The following is a 19,975-nucleotide window of genomic DNA, read 5'->3' as shown; positions in this document are numbered from 1 at the left end:
TCTCACTCTCCAGCGGTGTCGGCGCAGTCGGCGAGACTGCGCCGGGGGTCGGCGGCGGCGGTACGCAGCACCGCGCCGAACCGGCGGTGCCACGCGACCACGCCGTCGTGGTCGAACAGGTCGGTGCGGTAGGTCCAGAGCGCCGCCAGCCCGTCCCGCCGCTCGTCGAGCCAGAGGGTCAGGTCGAGCCGGGCGCTGTCCGGGGTGAGTTCCATGCCGGTGAACTCGACGCCGGCCGCGCCGCGGTGCCGGGCCGGCGGGGCGTTCTGCACCCCGAAGGCGACCTGGACCAGCGGGTTGCGGCGCGGCCGGCGGGTGGGCCGCAGCCGTTCCACCAGCAGGTCGAAGGGGACGTCCTGGTGGGCGGCGGCGAACAGGGTGACCCGGCGGGTCTCGGCGAGCAGGTCGGCGAAGCCGCGGTCGGGCGCCGGCCGCAGCCGCAGCGGCAGCGTGTTGACGTGGCAGCCGACGCTCTGCTCGGCGGCCACGCTGGTCCGGCCGGCGAACGCGACGCCGACGAGCAGGTCACGCCGGCCGGTGGCGGCCCCGAGCAGGGTGGCGAACGCGGCCAGCCCGACCATGTGCAGGCTGGCCCGCCCGGCCCGGGCCAGCTCGCGTGCCGCTTCGGCGGTGGCGGCGTCCACGGTGGTCCGCAGCGCGGCGCCGGAGGGCCGGCCGTCACCGGGCGGCGGGCCCGGCCGGGCCGGAGCGGTCCAGCCGCGCGGGGGTGGGGCGGCGGGCAGGTCGAGCAGGTCCGGGGCGCCGCGCAGCTCGTCCAGCACCTCGGTGACCGCCCGCCGCCCCGCCGGCCCGGCCAGCCAGTCCCGCTGGGCCAGGGCGAACGTCGCCGGGCCGGCCGCCGGCGGTGCGGGCGCCGCCGACGGGTCGCCCTCGGTGTCGTACGCCCGTGCGAGGTCCCGCACCAGCACGCCGAACGACCAGTCGTCGCAGACGATGTGGTGCACGACCAGCAGCAGCGCCAGCGCGCGGCCGGTGCCGTCCGGCACCAGGTGGGTGCGGAGCAGCGGGCCGGCGGCCAGGTCCATGGGCGCCCGGGTGGCCTCGGCGGCGAGCCGGCGCAGCCGGGCGTCGAGCGGTGTGCCCGGATCGGCCGGCGCGACGACCGGCGTGCCATCGGCTGCGGCGCCGGCGTGCTGCACCGGCCCGTCGGGGCCGGACGGGAAGACCGTGCGCAGGGCCGGGTGCCGGTCCACAACGCGGCGTAGCGCCCGGGCCAGCCGGTCCGGGTCCAGCGGCGTGGCGAACCGGACCGCGAACGCCAGCAGGTACGAGGTGTCGGCCGGGTCGAGCCGGTGCAGGAACCAGAGTCGGGCCTGCGCGGCGGAGAGCGGGGCGGGACCGGCCGGTTCGGCGTCGGGAGCCGGCCCGTCGAGGTGGACAGGGGCCGGGTCGGGGGTCAGCCCGTCGAGGTGGGCGGCCAGCGCGGCCACGGTCGGGTGGGCGAAGAGGTCACCCGGCCGGACCGGCCGCCCGGTGGCGGCGGCCAGTCGGGTGGCGCAGCGGACCGCGAGCAGGGAGTCGCCGCCGAGGGCGAGGAAGTCGGCGTCGGCGCCGGTCACCGGCACCCCGAGCAGCTCGCGCCAGACCCCGGCGACCGTCCCGGCCGTGCCGTCGAGCGTGGCGTGCGCTCCGGTGCCGCCGCCCAGGACGGGCGCGGGGAGGGACGCGCGATCCACCTTGCCGTTGGGCAGCGTGGGCAGCCGGTCCAGCCAGACCACGGTCCTGGGGACCAGCGGGGCGGGCAGCGCCTCGGCGAGCCGGGCCCGGACGTCGTCGCGCCGCTCGCCCACCAGGTAGCCGACCAGCAGCGGGTCCCCGCTCGGCCCGGGGCGCACGGCGGCGGTCGCCTCGCGTACGCCGGGCAGGGCGGCGAGGCGGCCCGCCACCTCGCCCAGCTCGATCCGGTAGCCCCGCAGCTTCACCTGGTCGTCGAGCCGGCCCAGGTACGCGAGCTGCCCGTCCGGCCGCAACCGGACCCGGTCGCCGGTGCGGTACATCCGCTCGCCGGGCCGGAACGGGTCGGGCCGGAATCGGGCGGAGGTCTCCTCGGGCCGATCGAGATAACCCCGGGCCAGGCCCGCCCCGGCCAGGTGCAGCTCGCCCGGCTCGCCCGGCGGGACCGGCCGGCCGTCCGGGTCGAGGACGTAGGCGCGGGTCTGCGGCAGCGGCCGGCCGATCGGCGGGTCCCCGCTGTCCGGTGGCACCTCCGCCCAGGTCGAGTAGGTGGTGTCCTCCGACGGGCCGTAGAGGTTGCAGAGGCGGCGGACGTGCGGCCGGGCCCAGACCCGGGCGGCCAGCGCGGCGGTCAGCGGCTCGCCGGCCAGGCAGACGGTGCGCACGCTCGCCGGCAGGGCCGACGCGGTGAGCAGTTCTCCCATCGCGGAGGGCACGGTGTTGACCAGGGTCACCGGCAGCCGGTCCGCGCCGGGGGCGGCGAGCGCCAACACGTCGTCGACCAGCAGCACCCGGCCGCCCCAGCAGAGCGGACCGAAGATCTCGAAGACGGACAGGTCGAAGCAGACCGAGGTGGCGGCGAGCAGGCCGCCCAGTTCGGTGTCGTCGAAGGTCTGCCGGACCCAGTGCATGAGCACCGAGGCGGAACGGTGCTCGATGGCCACGCCCTTGGGGCGCCCGGTCGAGCCGGAGGTGTAGATGACGTAGGCCAGGTCCGCCGGCGTGGCCGGCACCACCGGGTCGGTGCCGTCCGCCACCGGGTCGAGCCGGTCGACCGGGACCGCCGTGTCGGGGAACCGGCCGGCGAGGTCGGCGCGGGTAAGCACCAGCCGCACCCCGGAGTCGGCGGTCATGAACGCCACCCGGGCCGGCGGGTACGCCGGGTCCAGCGGCACGTAGGCGGCGCCGGCCTTGAGCACGGCCAGCAGGGCGACCACCAGCTCGGGGGTGCGCGGCAGGCAGACGCCGACCCGGTCCTCCCGGTTCACCCCGCGCCGCAGCAGCACCCGGGCCAGCCGGTTGGCCGCCTCGTCCAGATCCCGGTAGGACAGCGCCTGGTCGCCGTGCCGGACCGCCTCGGCGTCCGGGGTGCGGGCGGCCTGCGCGGCCACCATCCGGTGCAGACAGTCGACGGTGGTCGGGCCGCCGGCCGCGCGCCGGCCGGCGCTCCGGCGGGTCGGGCCGGGTCGGGTGGGGGCGCTCACCGGCGCGACCCCCCGCTGCGAAGCAGCGCGAGCCGCCGGTCGGCCTCCTCCTGGAGCCGGTCCTTGTCGGCGAGGATGATCGTGCCGGGGTCGTTGTCGGGCAGCTCGTCCTCCACGTCGCGGATCGGCCGGTACGCGATGCCGGCGGCGGCCAGGCCGAGGGCGCAGAGCCCGGCCACGATCGCCGCGAGGGCCATGCCCCGCCCCGGTCCGGTGCCCACGAGGCCGGACAGCGGCCCGCCGGGGGAGACCATCGGGGCGAAGACGTGCTCGGCGAGCGGGCCGGCGCTCAGGAAGCCGGCCGGCACCATCAGCCAGGACAGCATCTGTCCCATGGACAGCACCCGGCCCTGGAGTTCGAGCCCCACCTTGGCCTGCACGATGGCCAGCCAGTGCGTGTTCACGAGCGCCGTGGCCAGGCCCATCCCGAACAGGCCGACCGCCGGGAACAGCGGGCTGGGGCGCAGGCCGACCGTGAGCAGCGAGGCGCCCAGCAGCACGACGCTGGCCAGGATGCCGGTGGTCCGCCGGGCCGTGCCGCCCCACACGCCCATGAGCACCGAGCCGACCAGCATGCCCACGCCGCTGGCGGCGAGCACCCGGCCGAGGACCGCCGGGTCGCCGAAGGACAGGGTCAGCGGGGTGACCAGGACCTCGACCATGGCGAAGAAGTAGTTCAGCGACGCGACCAGCACGACCAGGGCGACCAGGCCGTGCCGGCGGACGATGAACCGCCAGCCGCCCAGGACCTCCCGCCGGAACGGCTCCTCCCGCTTGACGAACAGCGTGTCCGGGAAGCGGACCGACAGGGTGACGAGCACCGCGACGGCGAAGGTGAGCAGGTCGATGACGACGATCCCCCGCAGCCCGACCGCGATCACCAGCGCGCCACCGACCAGCGGCGCGAGCACCGTGCTGGTCGCCGTGGCGAGGGAGACGATGCCGTTGGCCCGCCCGTAGTACCGCTTGGGCACCAGTTGTGTGACGGCCGCCAGGTAGGCGGGTTGCTGGAAGGCGGTGGCCACCGCCGTGACGGTGATCGCCGTGAACACGTGCCAGAGCTGGAGCTGCCCCAGCCAGAGCAGCAGCGCGAGACTCACCGTGCCGGTGGCGGCCAGGCAGTCCGCGAGGATCATGATCCGTCTTCGGTCCCACCGGTCGGCGAGCGCGCCGGCGACGGGGGAGAGGACCACGGCGGGCAGCAGCGCCAGCACGGTGGCCGTGGCGAACAGCGACACCGAACCGGTCCGCTGGTAGACCCAGAGACTCATGCCGAAGCCGGTCAGCCCGCTGCCGACGAGCGAGACGAGCTGCCCGATCGCGATCAGGTAGAACACCGCCAGGCTGGGCATGGCGCGGCGCGGGGCCGCCGGCTCCTCGCGGGGCGGCGCGGGCTCGCGCTCGCGCTCGGTCGCCGGCTCCGCGGGAGGCGCGGCGCAGTGCGCCAGGATGAGGTCGGCCAGCTCGGCGGGCTGGTGCTTGGCGAAGTAGTGCCCGGCGCCCTCGATGACCTCCAGCGACACCCGGTCGGCGAAGAACCCCCACTCCAGGTACCGCTCCTGGTACAACTCCGTGGCGCGGTCGCCGCCGCCCACGACGCTGACCAGCGGCGCGGACAGCTTCCGGGGCAGGCCCTCGGCGTAGACGTCGGTGTAGTAGTCCTCGCCCCGCGCCGAGTCGGCCAGGACCACGCGCATCACGAAGTCCTTCTCGTTCTCGTCGAAGACCTCGGTGAAGAAGCCCATGGCGCGCAGCGACTCCAGCGTGCGCCGCTTCGACGTCCAGCGCTCCACCGGGAACCACCGCCGCAGCCAGCCGAACAGCCGGCCGGGCAGCCGAGGGGCGGGGAAGTGGGCGCCGATCACCACGCCGGTCACCTCGACGCCGGCCGCCTCCAGCCGGCGGGCCAGCTCGACCGCCTCGGCGCCGCCCACGCAGTGCCCGTACACGGCCACCGGGCCGGTGATCCCCTCGACGACCTCGGCCACGCAGCCGTCCACCAGTTCGTTCAGGTCGAGCAGGGGCTCGTCCGGGCGGTTCACATCGTGGCCGGGGCGTTCCAGCGCGTACAGCGCGACGCCCGGCGGGAGTGCGTCGGCGAGGGGCTGGAAGGTGATGGCGCTGCCGCCGCCGAACGGTACGCAGACCAGCGTCAGCGTCGTCGGCGTGCCCGGCCGCGCCGGGGTCAGCTCGTGCAGCAGGCGGCCGACGGAGCCTCCGGTCGCCTCCAGGTGCTCGGTCAGGCCGCGGATCGTGGGGTGGCGGAACAGGTCGAGGACGCTGATCGCCGGGTCGCTGCCGGCCAGGGCCTTGATGGCCTTGAAGGAGTCGCCGCCGAGGTCGAAGAAGTCGTCGTCGATGCCGACGCTGTCGTACCCGAGCACCGCCGCCCACCGCTGCGCCAGCGCCTTGCGCAGCGGGGTGTCCGGCGGGGTGGCGCCGACGGCGCCGCCGCCGCGGCGGGGTGCGGGCAGCGCGGCCCGGTCGACCTTGCGGTTGGCGTTGAGCGGCATCCGGTCGAGCACCACGAACGCCGACGGCACCATGTAGTCCGGCAGGTAGGTGCGGGCGAAGGCCCGCCACGGCGCCGGGTCGACGTCGAAGTCGGCGGTGACCTCCGCCTGCTCCGGGTCGGCGTCCCCGCCGGGCCCGGCCAGCGTCAGGTACGCCACGATCGACTTCTCGGCGCCGTCCTCGCGGACCACCACGGCGGTGTCGCGGACCGACTCGTGGCGGCGCAGCACCGCCTCGATCTCGCCCAGCTCGATGCGGAACCCGCGCACCTTCACCTGCGAGTCGCTGCGGCCGGCGAACTCGATGCGGCCGTCGGGCAGGCGCCGGCCGAGGTCGCCCGTGCGGTAGAGCCGGCCGCCGCCGCCCGGGTCCGGCACGAACCGCTGCGCGGTCAGCGCCGGGTCGCCGTGGTAGTCGCGGGCCAGCCCGGCGCCGCCGAGGTACAGCTCACCGAGCACGCCCACCGGGGTGGGGGAGAGTCGCGCGTCGAGCACGTGGACGCGCATGTTGCCGATCGGCCGGCCGACGGTCAGGTGCGTGAAGCCCGGCTCGATCCGGTCCATGGCGCACCAGACGGCGGCCTCGGTCGGGCCGTAGAGGTTCCACAACGCGTCCACCCGCTCGGCGAGCTGCCGGGCCAGCGGCGCGGACACCGCCTCGCCGCCGCACACGGCGGTCAGGCCGGGGGTGCCCGTCCAGCCGGACTCGACGAGCAGCCGCCAGGTCGCCGGCGTGCCCTGGGCCAGGGTGACCCGCTCCGCCCGCAGCAGCTCGGCCAGCCGCGGCGCGTCGTAGGCGACGTCGCGGCCCACCAGCAGCATCCGGGCGCCGACCACGAGGGGCAGGAACAGCTCCGGCACCGACATGTCGAAGGCGAAGCTCGCCATCGCGAGCATGGTGCCGTCGGCGGTCAGGCCCGGCCGTTCACGCATGGTGGCCAGGGTGTTCACCACGGCGGCGTGGCTCACCCGGACACCCTTGGGGCGGCCCGTCGAGCCGGACGTGTAGATGACGTACGCGAGGTCGTCCGGCCCGGCCGACGGCTCGGGGTCGGTGTCCGGCTCGGCGTCCAGCGCCGCGCCGCCGCACACCACCTCGCCCGCGAAGCCGGCGAACCGGTCGGCCAGGCCCGCCTCGGTGACCAGCACCCGGGCGTCGCTGTGGGCCAGCACGTACCGCTGCCGCTCGACCGGGTAGTCCGGGTCCACCGGGACGTACGCGCCGCCGGCCTTGAGCACGCCGAGCAGGGTGACCGGCAGGTCGGCCGAGCGGTGCAGGCAGATGGCCACCGTCACGTCCGGGCCGACGCCGGCCCGGCGGAGCCGGTGCGCGAGCCGGTTGGCCCGGGCGTTCAGCTCGGCGTAGCGGAGCGTGGTGGACCCGAAGGTGACGGCGGGCCGGTCGGGCCGCGTCGCGACCTGGTGGGCGATCAGCTCGACCAGGGTCGGCCGGCCCGGTACGGCCCAGCCCGGCTCGGTGGCGGTGTCGTTCCACGCGGCGACCCGGTCCCGCTCGGCGGGGGTGAGCACGGCCAGGTCCGCCAGCCGGACACCGGGGTCGGCGACGGCCGCGGCGAGCAGCGTCTCCAGGTGCCCCATCATCCGTTCGGCGGTCTCGGCGTCGTACAGCGCGGTGTTGTACTCCAGCCGGAACCGCAGCCCCTCGTCCACCTCGTACGCGTACAGCGCCAGGTCCTGCTGGGCGATGCCTGGCTCGACGGCGAACGGCACCATCCGCAGGCCGGCCGTGCCCAGGTCCCGCTGTTCGGGCACGTTGAGCAGGTTGAACATCACCTGGAACAGCGGGTTCCGGCTGAGGTCGCGGGGCGCATCGACGAGGTCCACGAGCCGCTCGAACGGCACCTCCTGGTGGTCGTACGCGCCCAGGGCGGTGCGCCGCACCTCGCCGAGCAGTTCCGCGAAGGTCCAGTCACCGTCGAGCACCGTGCGCAGCGGCAGCATGTTGACGAAGAAGCCGACCATCGGTTCGAGCTCGGCGCGGACCCGGCCGGCGACCGGCGTACCGACGCAGATGTCCCGCTGGCCGGTGTAGCGCCAGAGCAGGGCCTTCAGCGCGGCCAGCACGGTCATGGCCAGGGTGGCGCCCCGGGCCTGGCTGAACCGGCGCAGCTCGTCGGCGGCGTCCGGCGGCAGGACCCGGGTGCTGACCCCGCCGTCGAAGGTCTGCACCGGCGGCCGGGGCCGGTCGGTGGGCACCTCCAGCACGTTCGCCACCCCGTCGAGTTGCCGGCGCCACCAGCGCAGGTCGTCGCTGTCGGGGTCGGCCAGCCGGCCGCGCTGCCAGCGCGCGTAGTCGCCGTACTGGACGGCCAGGTCGGGCAGCGGCGCGGGGCGGCCCGCGCGGGCGGCGTCGTAGAGCGTGGCGAGCTCACCGGCGATGATGCCGAGCGACCAGCCGTCGGAGACGTTGTGGTGCATGGTCAGCGAGAGCACGTGCCGGTCGGCGGCGACCCGCAGCAGCACGGCCCGGAACAGTGGCCCGCCGGCCAGGTCGAACGGGCGCCGGACGTCGGCGGCGAGGGCCGCGTGCACCCATCCGGGCACCGCGTCGGCGACCGCCGGCTCCACGATGCTGCGGGGTGCCGCGTCGTCCGCGTCGTCGGGCGCGGTCACCACCGGCAGGTCGACCGGCCCGGCCGGCCGTACCTCCTGGACCGGGTCGCCGTCGGGGCCGACCGGGAAGACGGTACGCAGCGACTCGTGCCGCCGGACCAGGCCGGCCAGCGCCCCGCGCAGCGCGTCGAGGTCGAGGTCGCCGTCGAGCAGCAGCGCCGTGCTGACGGTGTAGGCGTTCTGCGCGTACGCCTGGTCGAGGAACCAGAGCCGGTGCTGCCCGGAGGAGAGCGGTGCCGGGCCGGCGCCGGGGTCGGCGCGGGGGATGGTCGGCTCGGCCGGCGCCGCGGGGGCCGGCTCGACCACGGCCGGCGCGGCCGGTGCGGCTGGTGCGTCGACGGTCGCCGGCAGCGCCGCCGCGATCCCGGCGACGGTCGGCTGCGCGAAGACCGTCTCCAGCGGCAGCGTCACGCCGAGCCGGGACCGCAGCCGCACCACCACCTGGGTGGCGAGCAGCGAGTGCCCGCCCAGCTCGAAGAAGTTGTCGTGCGCCCCGATCGGCCGGATGCCGAGCAGCTCGGACCAGATCTCCGCCACGCGCTCCTGCGTCGGCGTGCCCGGCGCCACGTAGGCGGTGCTCAGGACCGGCCGGTTCCCGGCGTCGACGGGCTCGGACGCGGCCGGCGCCTCCGGTGCGGCGGCAGCGGAGAGGGCCACCGCGCCGGTGCGCGGGGCGGCGTCCACCCAGTACCGCTGCCGCTCGAACGGGTAGCCGGGCAGGGCCAGCCGGCGGCGTCCGTTCCCGTGGAAGCGGGCCCAGTCGACCGGCGCGCCGGCCAGCCACAGCCGGCCCACGGCGTCGAGCAGCGTGCTGAGGTCGTCGGCGTCGGAGCGTGGATGCCGCATCGCCGCGACGGCCTGGCCCGGTCGCAGGCCGGCCAGCCGGGCCAGGCCGCCGAGGGCGTGCCCGGGGCCCAGCTCCGCGAGGACCACGTCCTGCTCGGCGAGGAGCGCGGCCGACTCGGCGAACCGCACCGGCTCGCGCATGTGCCGCACCCAGTACGCCGGGTCGGTGACCTGCCCCGGGCTGACCGGGGCGCCGGTCAGGTTGCTCAGGTAGGGGCGCTCGGGCTCGTGGAGGGTGACCCGGCCGGCGTGCTCGGCGAACTCGTCAAGCACCGGGTCGAGCAGGGCGGAGTGGTAGCCGCGGGCGACCCGGAGCGGCCGGCAGTCGACCCCCTCGCCGGTCAGCCGCTCCCGCAGCGCCCCGACGGCCTCGGGGTCGCCGGAGAGCACGCACAGCTCCGGGGCGTTGACGGCGGCCAGCGACACCCGGTCGTCCAGCAGTTCGGCCACCGCGGCCTCGGGCAGGCTCACGGCGAGCATCGCCCCGGCCGGGGTCCGCTCGACCAGCGCGCCGCGGGCGCAGACCAGGCGCAGGGCGTCGGGCAGCGAGAAGACGCCGGCCAGGCAGGCGGCGACGTACTCGCCGAGGCTGTGCCCCACCATGAGGTCCGGGGTCACGCCCCGGGCGAGCAGCGACCGGGCGAGCGCGTACTCGCTCACGAACAGCGCGGGCTGGACGAGCCGGGGCCGGGCGAGCAGCCGCTCGGCCTCCGCGTGGCCGTCCGGCGCCGGGCAGAGCAGCGTACGCAGGTCCAGCCCCAGGTCGTCGCGGACCAGCTCGGCGCACTCGTCCACCACGGCCCGGTAGGTCGGCTCGGCGCGGTGGAGGCCCGCGCCCATCGCCACGTGCTGCGCGCCGTGCCCGGGGAACGCGAACACCAGCGGGCGCCGGCCGCCGGGGTGGACGCCGCTGAACTGGCGCTCCGGCGCGTCGAGGGCGGCCAGCGCGTCGGCGCGGTCCGCCGCGACGAGGAACCGCCGGTGGGTCATCGACTGGCGACGGCCCAGGTTGGCCGCGACGTCGGCGAGGTCCACGTCGGGACGCCCGGCGAGCCAGTCGCGGAGCTGGCGGGCCTGCCGGTCCAGCGCCTCGCCGGTACGCGCCGACACGACCAGCAGGTGCGGCCCCGCGGCCGCCCCGGCCGTCGCCCGCACCGGTGTGGCCGGCGGCTCCTCCAGCACCACGTGCGCGTTGGTGCCGCCCATGCCGAACGAGCTGACCCCGGCCCGGCGCGGGCCGTCGGCGACCCAGGGGCGGGCGCTGTCGGTGAGGTAGAACGGGCTGCCCGCGAAGTCGATCGCCGGGTTGGGCCGGCTCACGTTGATCGTCGGCGGCAGCGTACGGCTCCACAGGGCCATGACCGTCTTGATGAGACCGGCCACCCCGGCGGCGGCGTCGGTGTGCCCGATGTTGGCCTTGACCGAGCCGAGGGCGCAGAAGGCGCGCTCCTCGGTGCCGCGCCGGAACGCCTCGGTGAGCGCGGCCACCTCGATGGGGTCGCCGAGGCTGGTGCCCGTCCCGTGTGCCTCGACGTAGCTCACCGAGCGGGGATCCACGCCGGCCGTGGCCAGCGCGCTGCTGACCACCTCGACCTGGCCCGCCACGCCCGGCGCCGTGTAGCCGGTGCGGCGCGCCCCGTCGTTGTTGATCGCGGAACCGCGGATCACCGCGTAGACCGTGTCGCCGTCCGCGACCGCGTCCTCCAGCCGCTTCAGCGCGACGATGCCGACCCCGCTGGACTCGATGCTGCCGCGGGCGTCGGCGCTGAACGGGCGGCAGTGCCCGTCGGGGGAGTAGATCCCGCCGTCGTGGTAGAGGTAGCCCCGGCGCTGCGCCGGGAAGATGCTGACCCCGCCGGCCAGGACCAGGTCGGACTCCCCGGTCAGCAGGCTCTGCCGGCCGAGGTGCACGGCCACCAGCGAGGTCGAGCAGGCGGTGGCGACCGTGACGGCCGGGCCGGTGAGGTCGAGCTTGTAGGCGACCCGGCTGAGCAGGAAGTCCTTGTCGTTGCCGATGGAGAGCTGGTGCTCGCCGATGGCGCCGGCCAGCTCGGGATGGCTGCTCAGGTGGTCGAGCAGGTAGCTGCTGCGGCCCGACCCGGCGAAGAGGCCGATCCGGCCCGGATGGCCGGCCGGGTCGTGACCGGCGTGCTCCAGCGCGTGCCAGGCGCACTCCAGCAGCAGCCGGTGCTGCGGGTCCAGGGTCTGCGCCTCCCGGGGCGTGATCCCGAAGAAGGCCGCGTCGAACTCGTCGATCCCGGGCAGCCAGCTCCCGGCCCGCACGTACGCCGGGTCGTCCAGCCGGTCGGGGTCGGCCCCGTCGGCGAGCATCTCCTCGACGGTGAACTCCCGGACCGACTCCACCCCGGTGCGGATGTTGTGCCAGTACTCGTCGACGGTCCGGGCGCCGGGGAAGCGGCAGGCCATGCCGACGACCGCGATCAGGCCGGTCGGCTGCCCGGTGTCCCCGGTCGCGCCGGCGCGGGGCCGGACGGTCCGGGCCGGCGCGACGGCCGGCGCGGTCGTCCCGGTGGTGGCGGTGGTGAGGAACGCGGCCAGGTCGTCGACCGTGGAATGCCGGAACAGGTCGGTGACCGTGACGACGTCGCCGAGCCGGTCACGCAGCCGTTCGAGGACGGCCAGCAGCCGCATCGAGTGGCCGCCGAGGTCGAAGAAGTTGTCCCGCGGCCCGACCCGGTCGACGCCGAGGACGTCGCGCCACACGTCCACGACCAGCCGCTCCAGGCGTACCCGGGTCGCGTCCCACCGGACCGGACCGGGCGCGGACGCCGACGCCGGCGGTTCCGGGGCCACGGGCTCGGGCGCGGTCCGCGGCCGGGGCACGTCCGCCGGGCGGCCGGGCGCGGGCAGCGCGTCGACGTCCACCTTGCCGTTGCCGGTCAGCGGCAACGCGTCGAGCCGGACGAACGCGGAGGGCACCAGGTAGGACGGCAGGTCGGCGGCGAGCGCCGCCCGGAGGTCCGCGAGGTCGGCCTCCGCCGCGCCCGCGAGGTACGCGACGAGCCGCGGGTCGTCGGGGTCGTCCCGGCGCAGCTGCACCGTCACGTCGAGGTCCGGCCGGAAGCGCCGGACGGCCGCCTCGACCTCGCCGCACTCGATCCGGTAGCCGCGCAGCTTGACCTGGCGGTCGGTGCGGCCGCGGTATTCGAGGTGCCCGTCGGGGCGCAGGCGGACGAGGTCGCCGGTGCGGTACAGCCGCGCGCCGGGAACGCCGGAGAACGGGTCCGGGACGAACCGCTCGGCCGTCAACCCCGGCTGGTGCAGGTACCCCCGGGCCACGCCGGTCCCGCCGACGTACAGCTCGCCGACCGCGCCCGCCGGGACCGGGTTCTGCCACCCGTCGAGCACGTACAACTGCGTGTTGGCGATCGGCCGGCCGATGGGGACCGAGCCGTCGTCCGGCGAGGTCGGGTCGACCTCGTACGCGGCGCAGCCGACCACGGTCTCCGTCGGCCCGTACTCGTTGACCAGCGCGGTGCCGGGCGCGTGGGCCCGCCAGGGCGCCACCTGGTCGGCGCGCAGGTTCTCGCCGCCGATCACGAAGCACCGGGTGCGGCCGGCCAGCTCGGCGGGGCGGAGCTGGTGACGGACCAGGTCGAGCTGCGCCGGAGTGATCTTGACAAGCCCGAACGGTGTCCGCTGCTCGCGCAGCGCCTCGCCCAGCGCCTCGGGGCCGAGGTGCTCGCCGATCATCCGCACGGTGGCCCCGCTGACCAGCGGGACCAGCAGGCTCGTCACGGTCAGGTCGAACCCGATCGACGAGTGCAGCGGGACCACGTCGCCGGGCCGCAGCCGGTAGGCCTGGGCCGCCCAGCGCACGTAGTTGCCGACGCCGCGGTGGGTGACCATGACGCCCTTGGGGCGGCCGGTGGAGCCGGAGGTGTGGATGACGTACGCCAGGTCGTCGGCCGACGGCTGCCGCGGGCGGCGGGCACGCCGCCGCGGGCCGGCACCCCGAGCCGGTTCGGTGGCCGGGACCGGCGTGTCGGGACCCGGCACCGGCAGCGCCGTGCCGTCGGGCACCAGGTGCGCCAGCTCGGCGCAGGTGAGCACGACCGGGGCGGCGGCGTCCGCGATGAGGTGCCGCAGCCGGGCCGGCGGGTTGGCCGGGTCCATGGGTACGTAGGCCGCGCCGGTCCGCAGCACGGCGAGGACCGCCACCGCGAACGGGACGGCGCGGGGCAGGAGCACCCCCACCAGGCTGCCGATGCCGACGCCCCGCCCGCGCAACGTCTCCGCCAGCGCCTCGGCCCGGGCGTGCAGCTCCTGGTAGCTCAGCGCGGCGTCGCCGTCGGTCACCGCCACGGCGGTCGGGGTCTCCCGCGCCTGCCGCTCGATCAGCAGGTGGACCAGCTCGTCGGGCTCGCCGGGGGTGGCGGTGCGGTTCCACTCGCCGACGAGCTGCCGGTGCTCGTCGGGGGTGAGCATGGTGGCCGCGCCGACCGGCGCTCCCGGGTCGGCCAGCAGCGACCGCAGCAGTGTCTGGAAGTGCCCGGCGAGGCGGGCCATGGCGTCGCGGTCGAACAGCTCGGTGCGGTACTCCAGCGCCGTGCGCAGGCCGTCGGCGTTCTCCCGGACCGAGACGGTGAGGTCGAACTTGGCGGTGTCGATCGGCACCTCGACCGGGGTGACCTCGAGGTCGTCCAGGCGCGGGGGCGCCGCCTCGCGGCCGTAGACGAACATCACCTGGAACAGCGGGGTGAAGCCGGGCCGGCGGGGCGGGCGCAGTGCCTCCAGCACGGTCCCGAAGGGCAGCTCCTCCCGGCTCAGGCCGTCCAGGGCGGCGGTGCGCACGCGCCCGAGCAGCGTCTCGAACGACGGGTTGTCGTCCAGCCGGGCCCGGACGGCCACGGTGTTCAGCAGCAGGCCGACGAGCCGTTGCGTGTCGGACCGCCGCCGGTTGGCCACGGGCGTGCCCACCACGATGTCGCGCTGCCCTGTCCAGCGGGCCAGCAGCACGTGCAGCGCGGCCAGCATGACCATGTACGGGGAGACCCGCATCCGCCGGCAGAGCGCCGCGAGCGTCTCGCCGGGGAGGTCCAGCGGGACGGACAGGGTGGCGCCCGCGCTGGACGGCACGGCGGGGCGCGGCCCGCGGGTGGGCAGCTCCAGCACGGCCGGTGCGCCGGTGAGCTGCTCGCGCCAGTGGTCGAGCTGGGCGGCCGCCTCCGGACCGTCCAGCCAGTCCCGTTGCCGGGCCGCGTGGTCGCGGCAGTCGGTGTCGACCGGGTCGAGGTGCGCCGGCCGTCCCGCGCGGTGCGCGGCGTAGAGCCGCTCCCACTCGTCGTGGAGGATGCCGAGCGACCACTCGTCGACCGCGACGTGGTGGAACGTCAGCAGCAGGACGTGCTCCTGCGGGGCGCAGCGCAGCAGGAGGGCGCGCACCACGGGGCCGCGTTCCAGGTCCATCGGGGTGTGCGCCTCGGTGTGCGTCCGGGCCCGCAGCTCCTGGTCGCGTTGCCAGGTGGGCAGCCCGCTCAGGTCGTGCACCCGCAGGAGCCCCGGGCGCGCCTCGTGGACCACCTGGGCCAGGCGTACCGTCGCGTCGTCGTCGCCGGGCGCACCGTCCGCGGTCGGGGCGAGGGTGGTGCGCAGGGCGGCGTGCCGGGCGACCAGGTCGTCGAGTGTGGCGGACAGGGCCGGCACGTCCAGCGGGCCGTGCAGCCGGTACGCCAGCGGCACGAGGTAGGTGGTCGTCCCCGGGTCGAGGCGGCTCAGCTGCCACATCTGGCGTTGCGCGGCGGAGGCCGGAGCAGGGGTCGCATCGGCCAGAAAATTGCCGGCCTCGACCCTTGTGATCAGTGTTTTCATAAGACAGGTGTAGATCCCTCGATAGGAATTTCCTGTCCACATCATCGGCAGCTGTGATCATCGGCGGGATCCCCGGATCGGACGGCCGTCGATGCGTTCGGCCGACGGCCTTGCACGTTCGTCTATTTTTTCGGCGCGGGTAACCTAGGCGACTGCACGGGCCTGCGGACGTCGCCTCCGCGACGCCGCCGCACCGCCCCGCACCAGGGGATTTGACCTCCCTGGGCCGGCTCGGAGGGTGGTGCCACCGGCCCTGTCGCGGCTTGCGGGCGCCACTGTTGACAATCCGACTCCGGGTCGCGGGTGTCCTGTCGGCGCATTTTGGTCGGATGCACCCGGCCATATCCACTCTATGCGGCTGTTCCTCTCCTATGTCGACTTGAGGCAGGCTCCGGTTGCGGTGAACGGGGCGGCCGAGGGCGATTTCACGGCACGGGCTCGCAATGAGTACTTCCGGCAGTTCGGTGATGAATTGAGGCAGTGGCGGGCGAGGCACGGAGGCGCCGTCACATGGTCGTGGGAGGCAGCGCCCGACCGGTCCTCGACGCGGGGGAGGATGTGACCATGGATGGTCTCGAAGCAGTGGTTCCCCGGCGTGTCGTCGTCACCGGCGCGGCCGGAAAGCTCGGTCGCGCCGTGGTCGCGCACCTGCGCGCGGCAGGCGTCGACGTGCTCGCGGTCGACCGCGTCGGCGGGCGCGACCCGCGTGCCGTCGACGGCGAGTTCCTCCAGGTCGACCTCACCGACTACGGGCAGGTGCTGGAGGCGTTCACCGGCGGCGCCGACGAGCACGCCGGCGGTGTGGGGGCGGTGGTGCACCTGGCGGCGGTCCCGGCACCCGGGCTGCTGCCCAACGCGGTCACCTTCGCGAACAACTCGGCCGCGACGTACAACGTCTTCGCCGCCGCCCGGGCGGCCGGGATCAAGCGGGTCGTGTGGGCGTCGAGTGAGACCGTGCTGGGCCTGCCGTTCGACACCCCGCCGCCGTACGCGCCGGTGGACGAGGAGTACCCGCCGCGCCCGGAGTCGACCTACTCGCTGAACAAGGCCCTCGAGGAGGAGATGGCGCGGCACTTCTGCCGTTGGGACCCCGAGCTGGTCATGGTCGGCCTGCGGTTCTCCAACGTGATGGATGTCGAGGACTACGCGGGATTCCCCGCCTTCCAGGCCGACCCGCGGTTGCGCCGCTGGAACCTCTGGGGCTACATCGACGCCCGCGACGGCGCCCAGGCGGTCGAGCGGGCTCTTGCCCACGACCGCCCCGGCGCCGACGTCTTCATCATCGCCAACTCCGACACCGTGATGACCAGGTCCAGTGCCGCCCTGATGGCCGAGGTCTACCCGGACGTCGAGATCCGGGGGGCACTCGGCGAACACGAGACGCTGCTGAGCATCGACAAGGCCCGCCGGGTGCTGGGCTACGAGCCGCGGCACTCCTGGCGCGACCACGTCGATCCCGCCGGTTGATCCGCCGATAAGGCGGCGAGGGCTCCGGTGAGCAGGGCCCCGCCATCCGATCGGGGGAGCGGGTCGGTATCGGAAGGTGGGGTGGCCCGCCGGTGTGGCCGGAATTGAGGCCGAGCGGTGGAATCCGGGTGCGGCGCGGTACCGCGAGAGGACCTTGCCTTCTACGGTGACGTCCGGCACGCGGGCGGGTGGACGTTGCCGGGGACCGACCCGGCGGTGCCGTCTCGGGCGTTCACAGGGAGTTGACTGGATGCAGGTCTGGAGTCGCACCGTCGCGGGTCTGGTCGCCGGGGCCGTCGTGGTGATGGGCGTACCGGCGGTCGCGGGCACCGTGGCGACCAAGCTCACCGCCACGGGCGCCGGAACCACCGCGCAGACCGGCGCGGCGGCGACGAGCGGCGGCGCCGCGCTCGGCGCGGCGCGCACGGTCGCCACCGCGGCGCAGGTGGTGCCGGGGGACACCCGGCTGGTGCCGACGGCGCCGCGCACCGACACGCCGCGGATCACCAACGGCGAGATCAACGACCTGGAGGTGATCGGCAACCGGGTGTTCATTGCCGGCACCTTCACCTCGATCGCCAACGTCGGCGGGACGACCATCGCGCAGAAGTCGCTGGCCTCGTACAACCTGGACACCGGGAAGGTCGACACCGGCTTCAAGCCGACGTTCGACGGGTCCGTCGAGGCCGTCGAGGCCTCGCCGGACGGGTCGGCGCTCTACGTCGCGGGATCCTTCAACACCGTCGGCGGCGTCACCAAGCGGAAGATCGTGAAGCTCAACCCGACCACCGGCGCGCCGGTCGCGGCGTTCACCGCGACCGCGAACGCCCGCGCGACCGCGCTGGCCGTGAGCAGCACGGCCGTCTACGTGGGCGGCCAGTTCACCACGGTCAACGGGGTGAGCCGTCCCGGCCTGGTCGCGCTCAACCCGACCACCGGGGCGGTCGACACCGGCTTCAACCTGCCGCTCACCGGGGGCATCGGCGTCGGCGGCATGCTCACCGTGCAGCAGCTCAAGCTGACCCACGACCGGAGCAAGCTCCTCGTCGTCCACACCGGCCGGCAGATCGCCGGCCAGGACCGCTACGGCGTCGCGCTGATCAACACCGCCACCAAGGCCCTGCTGCCGTGGCGTACGCGGCTCTGGGAGGACAACCTCTCCTTCGTCGGGGGCATCCAGCGGGTGTTCGCGGGCGACATCGCGCCGGACGACTCCTACTTCGTCGTCACCAGCGGCTCGGGCGGCGACCGCCCGCCGATCAACGACACCGCCATCGCGTACCCGCTCACCGGCGCCGACAACGTCCAGCCGCTCTGGGTGTCGCGGCACTTCGACAGCGTCTACTCGGTCGCCATCACCGCCACCGCCGTGTACGTCGGCGGCCACTTCAGCTGGCAGGAGTCGCCGACGTCGAACGTCCCCTGGCCGGGCCTGGACAACGTCGGCTACGGCACCGGCCAGGGCCTGAGCGGCTACGGCCTCGGCGACCAGGTGGTCCGCCGCGATCACCTCGGCGCGCTCGACCCGGCCACCGGCACCGCGCTGGAGTGGAACCCCGGCTCCAGCTCGTACGAGGGCGAGAAGGCCATGCTGGCCACCGCGCGCGGTCTCCTCGTGGGCGGCGACGGCAACACCAAGGGCGGCAAGACCGTCGGCCGGGTCGGCTTCTTCGACCTGAACACGGTGCCGGCGCCGGCGGCGGTCGACACCACCATCGTCACGCCCATCGAGGGCGCGGTGAAGCCGGCCAACGAGTCGTTCACGCTCGGTGGCCAGGCGCTCGCCCCGGCCGGCGTCACCCGGGTCCAGATCGAGATCCAGAACCGGAACACCAAGAAGTACCTCCAGGACGACCTGACGACCTGGGGCGCCGCCAACACCATCAACTCCACGGTCGCGGCGGTGAACGCCACCTCGACCACGTGGACGTTGCCGGTGTCGCTGCCCTCCGGCGCCTACCAGATCCAGGCGAAGACCTTCGGCCGCAACAGCACCAGCGACCCCACGAAGGCGGTCAAGAAGATCGAGACGTTCCGCTTCGACGACCTGCCGCCGTCGACGCGGATCGACTCGCCGCCCGGCGGCCTGGTCGCCGCGAAGAGCTTCGTCGCCACCGGCGTCGCCACCGACGACAAGGGCGTCAGCGCGCTGACCTACTCGTTCCGGACCGCCGACAACCGGTACCTCCAGGACGACGGGACGGTGGCCGCGGTCTACAACACCTTCCGCGGCGAGCCGGACGTGATCGGCGCGCTGTCGACCACCTGGCAGTTCGAGGTGGCCCTGCCGATCGAGGGCCAGTGGAGGATGACCGCCACCGCGGTCGACACCGCCGGCCAGAGCGACCTGCGCGGCGACACCCGGGACTGGACCGTCTCGTCGACCGGTGTCCCGCCGACGGTGGCCATCACGGCGCCCGTGCCGATGACCCCACCGACCGCGGCCGCACCGGTCACCGTCGGACCGGGCGCCACCGTCACCTTCGCCGGCACCGCCCAGGACGACAGCGCCCTGAAGTCGGTTGAGATCTACCTGCGCAACAACACCACGCGGGAGGCGCTGGCCGCCGACGGCACGTGGGGCGCCGACTCGGTGGCGGCCTACTACCGGATCTCCCCGACCAACCTCAACGCCGCGTCGTACGCCTGGTCGTACACCACCGTGCCGCTCACACCGGGCGTCTACGACTTCCGGGTACGGGCCACCGACAGCCTGGGCCTGACCACGTCCGGCACCAGCATGGGCCGGCTCACCGTCACGGCGCAGGTGCCCGGCGACGCGTTCCCGGACGGCCGGCTCAGCTTCACCGGTGTCGACCAGAACGTCGACCAGTTGCACCTCAACCTGGCCGGCACGGCGACCGACGACAAGGGCGTGCAGAGCGTCCGGGTGGCGCTACGTGACCTGGACACCGGCCGGTACGTCCAGCCGAACGGCACCATGGCCGCCGCCTTCGCCACGGTGAACGCCACGCTGGCCGCGCCGGGCGCGACGAGCACCGCGTTCACCCTGTCGATCGACCTGCCGACCAAGGGCGAGTACAGCGTCGAGGCGTGGGCCGTCGACACGGCGGGCCAGCAGGACGGCTCGACCTCCGGCGCCACGGCGCGGTACCTGGTCTACCCGGGAGATCTCGATCCGCGGCTGGAGCCGAGCGTCACCCCGGCGGAGGGCCAGGCCTACACCGGCGGCCGGATCGTGGTCAGCGGGCGGGCGGTCGACGACGTCGGGATGCTCCGTGTCGAGATCCAGATCTCCAACAGCGCGGGTCAGGGGATGAACTCGGCCGGCACGTTCAGCACGCCGGGCACCCCGGGCAACTTCCCGTGGATCGCGTCCTTCCTCACCAGCCCGGGCTCCCCGGGGTCGAACTTCGCGTACACCTCGCCGGCGATCCCGGCGGGCACCTACACGGTCTCGATCCGGGGTGTCGACACGTACGGGCAGCTCCAGCAGCCGCCGCGGACCGTCTCGGTGACCGTCAACTGAACCCGGCCGCGGGG

Annotated in this window: 4 protein-coding genes; 2 read left to right on the top strand and 2 right to left on the bottom strand. The window is 75.0% G+C overall.

Annotation, left to right across the window (positions count from 1 at the left end):
- Positions 1-2 precede the first annotated feature (2 nt).
- Both NFX44_RS15715 and NFX44_RS15710 read right to left on the bottom strand, forming a co-directional pair.
- Positions 3-3,179, bottom strand: coding sequence for an amino acid adenylation domain-containing protein (locus NFX44_RS15715; RefSeq protein ID WP_262284300.1), 3,177 nt, complete (start codon positions 3,177-3,179; stop codon positions 3-5).
- Entirely contained in the window at positions 3,176-15,004 is an 11,829-nt protein-coding gene (locus NFX44_RS15710) for a non-ribosomal peptide synthetase/type I polyketide synthase (RefSeq protein WP_262284299.1), read from the bottom strand. The genes NFX44_RS15715 and NFX44_RS15710 overlap by 4 nt, the downstream gene beginning before the upstream one ends.
- Before the next feature lie 564 nt (positions 15,005-15,568).
- Between NFX44_RS15710 and NFX44_RS15705 the strand changes: the two genes are divergently transcribed.
- Both NFX44_RS15705 and NFX44_RS15700 read left to right on the top strand, forming a co-directional pair.
- On the top strand, positions 15,569-16,471 hold the full coding sequence (locus tag NFX44_RS15705) for an NAD(P)-dependent oxidoreductase (protein ID WP_262284298.1): 903 nt from the start codon (positions 15,569-15,571) through the stop codon (positions 16,469-16,471).
- A 250-nt stretch (positions 16,472-16,721) separates the two neighbouring features.
- Positions 16,722-19,961: a delta-60 repeat domain-containing protein gene (locus tag NFX44_RS15700; protein ID WP_262284297.1), complete on the top strand. Its 3,240-nt coding sequence runs from the start codon at positions 16,722-16,724 to the stop codon at positions 19,959-19,961.
- The last annotated feature ends 14 nt before the right edge of the window (positions 19,962-19,975 follow it).

The sequence above is a fragment of the Micromonospora sp. MA102 genome, from assembly GCF_025460765.1.
Classification (GTDB): Bacteria; Actinomycetota; Actinomycetes; order Mycobacteriales; family Micromonosporaceae; genus Micromonospora; species Micromonospora halotolerans.
The sequence above is the reverse complement of the archived record's forward strand: the minus strand, read 5'-3'. Positions and strand labels throughout refer to the sequence as shown.

Coding starts and splice junctions, on each gene's coding strand:
- NFX44_RS15700 (WP_262284297.1), top strand. CDS start 16,722: ATGCAGGTCTGGAGTCGCACCGTCGCGGGTCTGGTCGCCGGGGCCGTC.
- NFX44_RS15710 (WP_262284299.1), bottom strand. CDS start 15,004: ATGAAAACACTGATCACAAGGGTCGAGGCCGGCAATTTTCTGGCCGAT.
- NFX44_RS15705 (WP_262284298.1), top strand. CDS start 15,569: ATGGATGGTCTCGAAGCAGTGGTTCCCCGGCGTGTCGTCGTCACCGGC.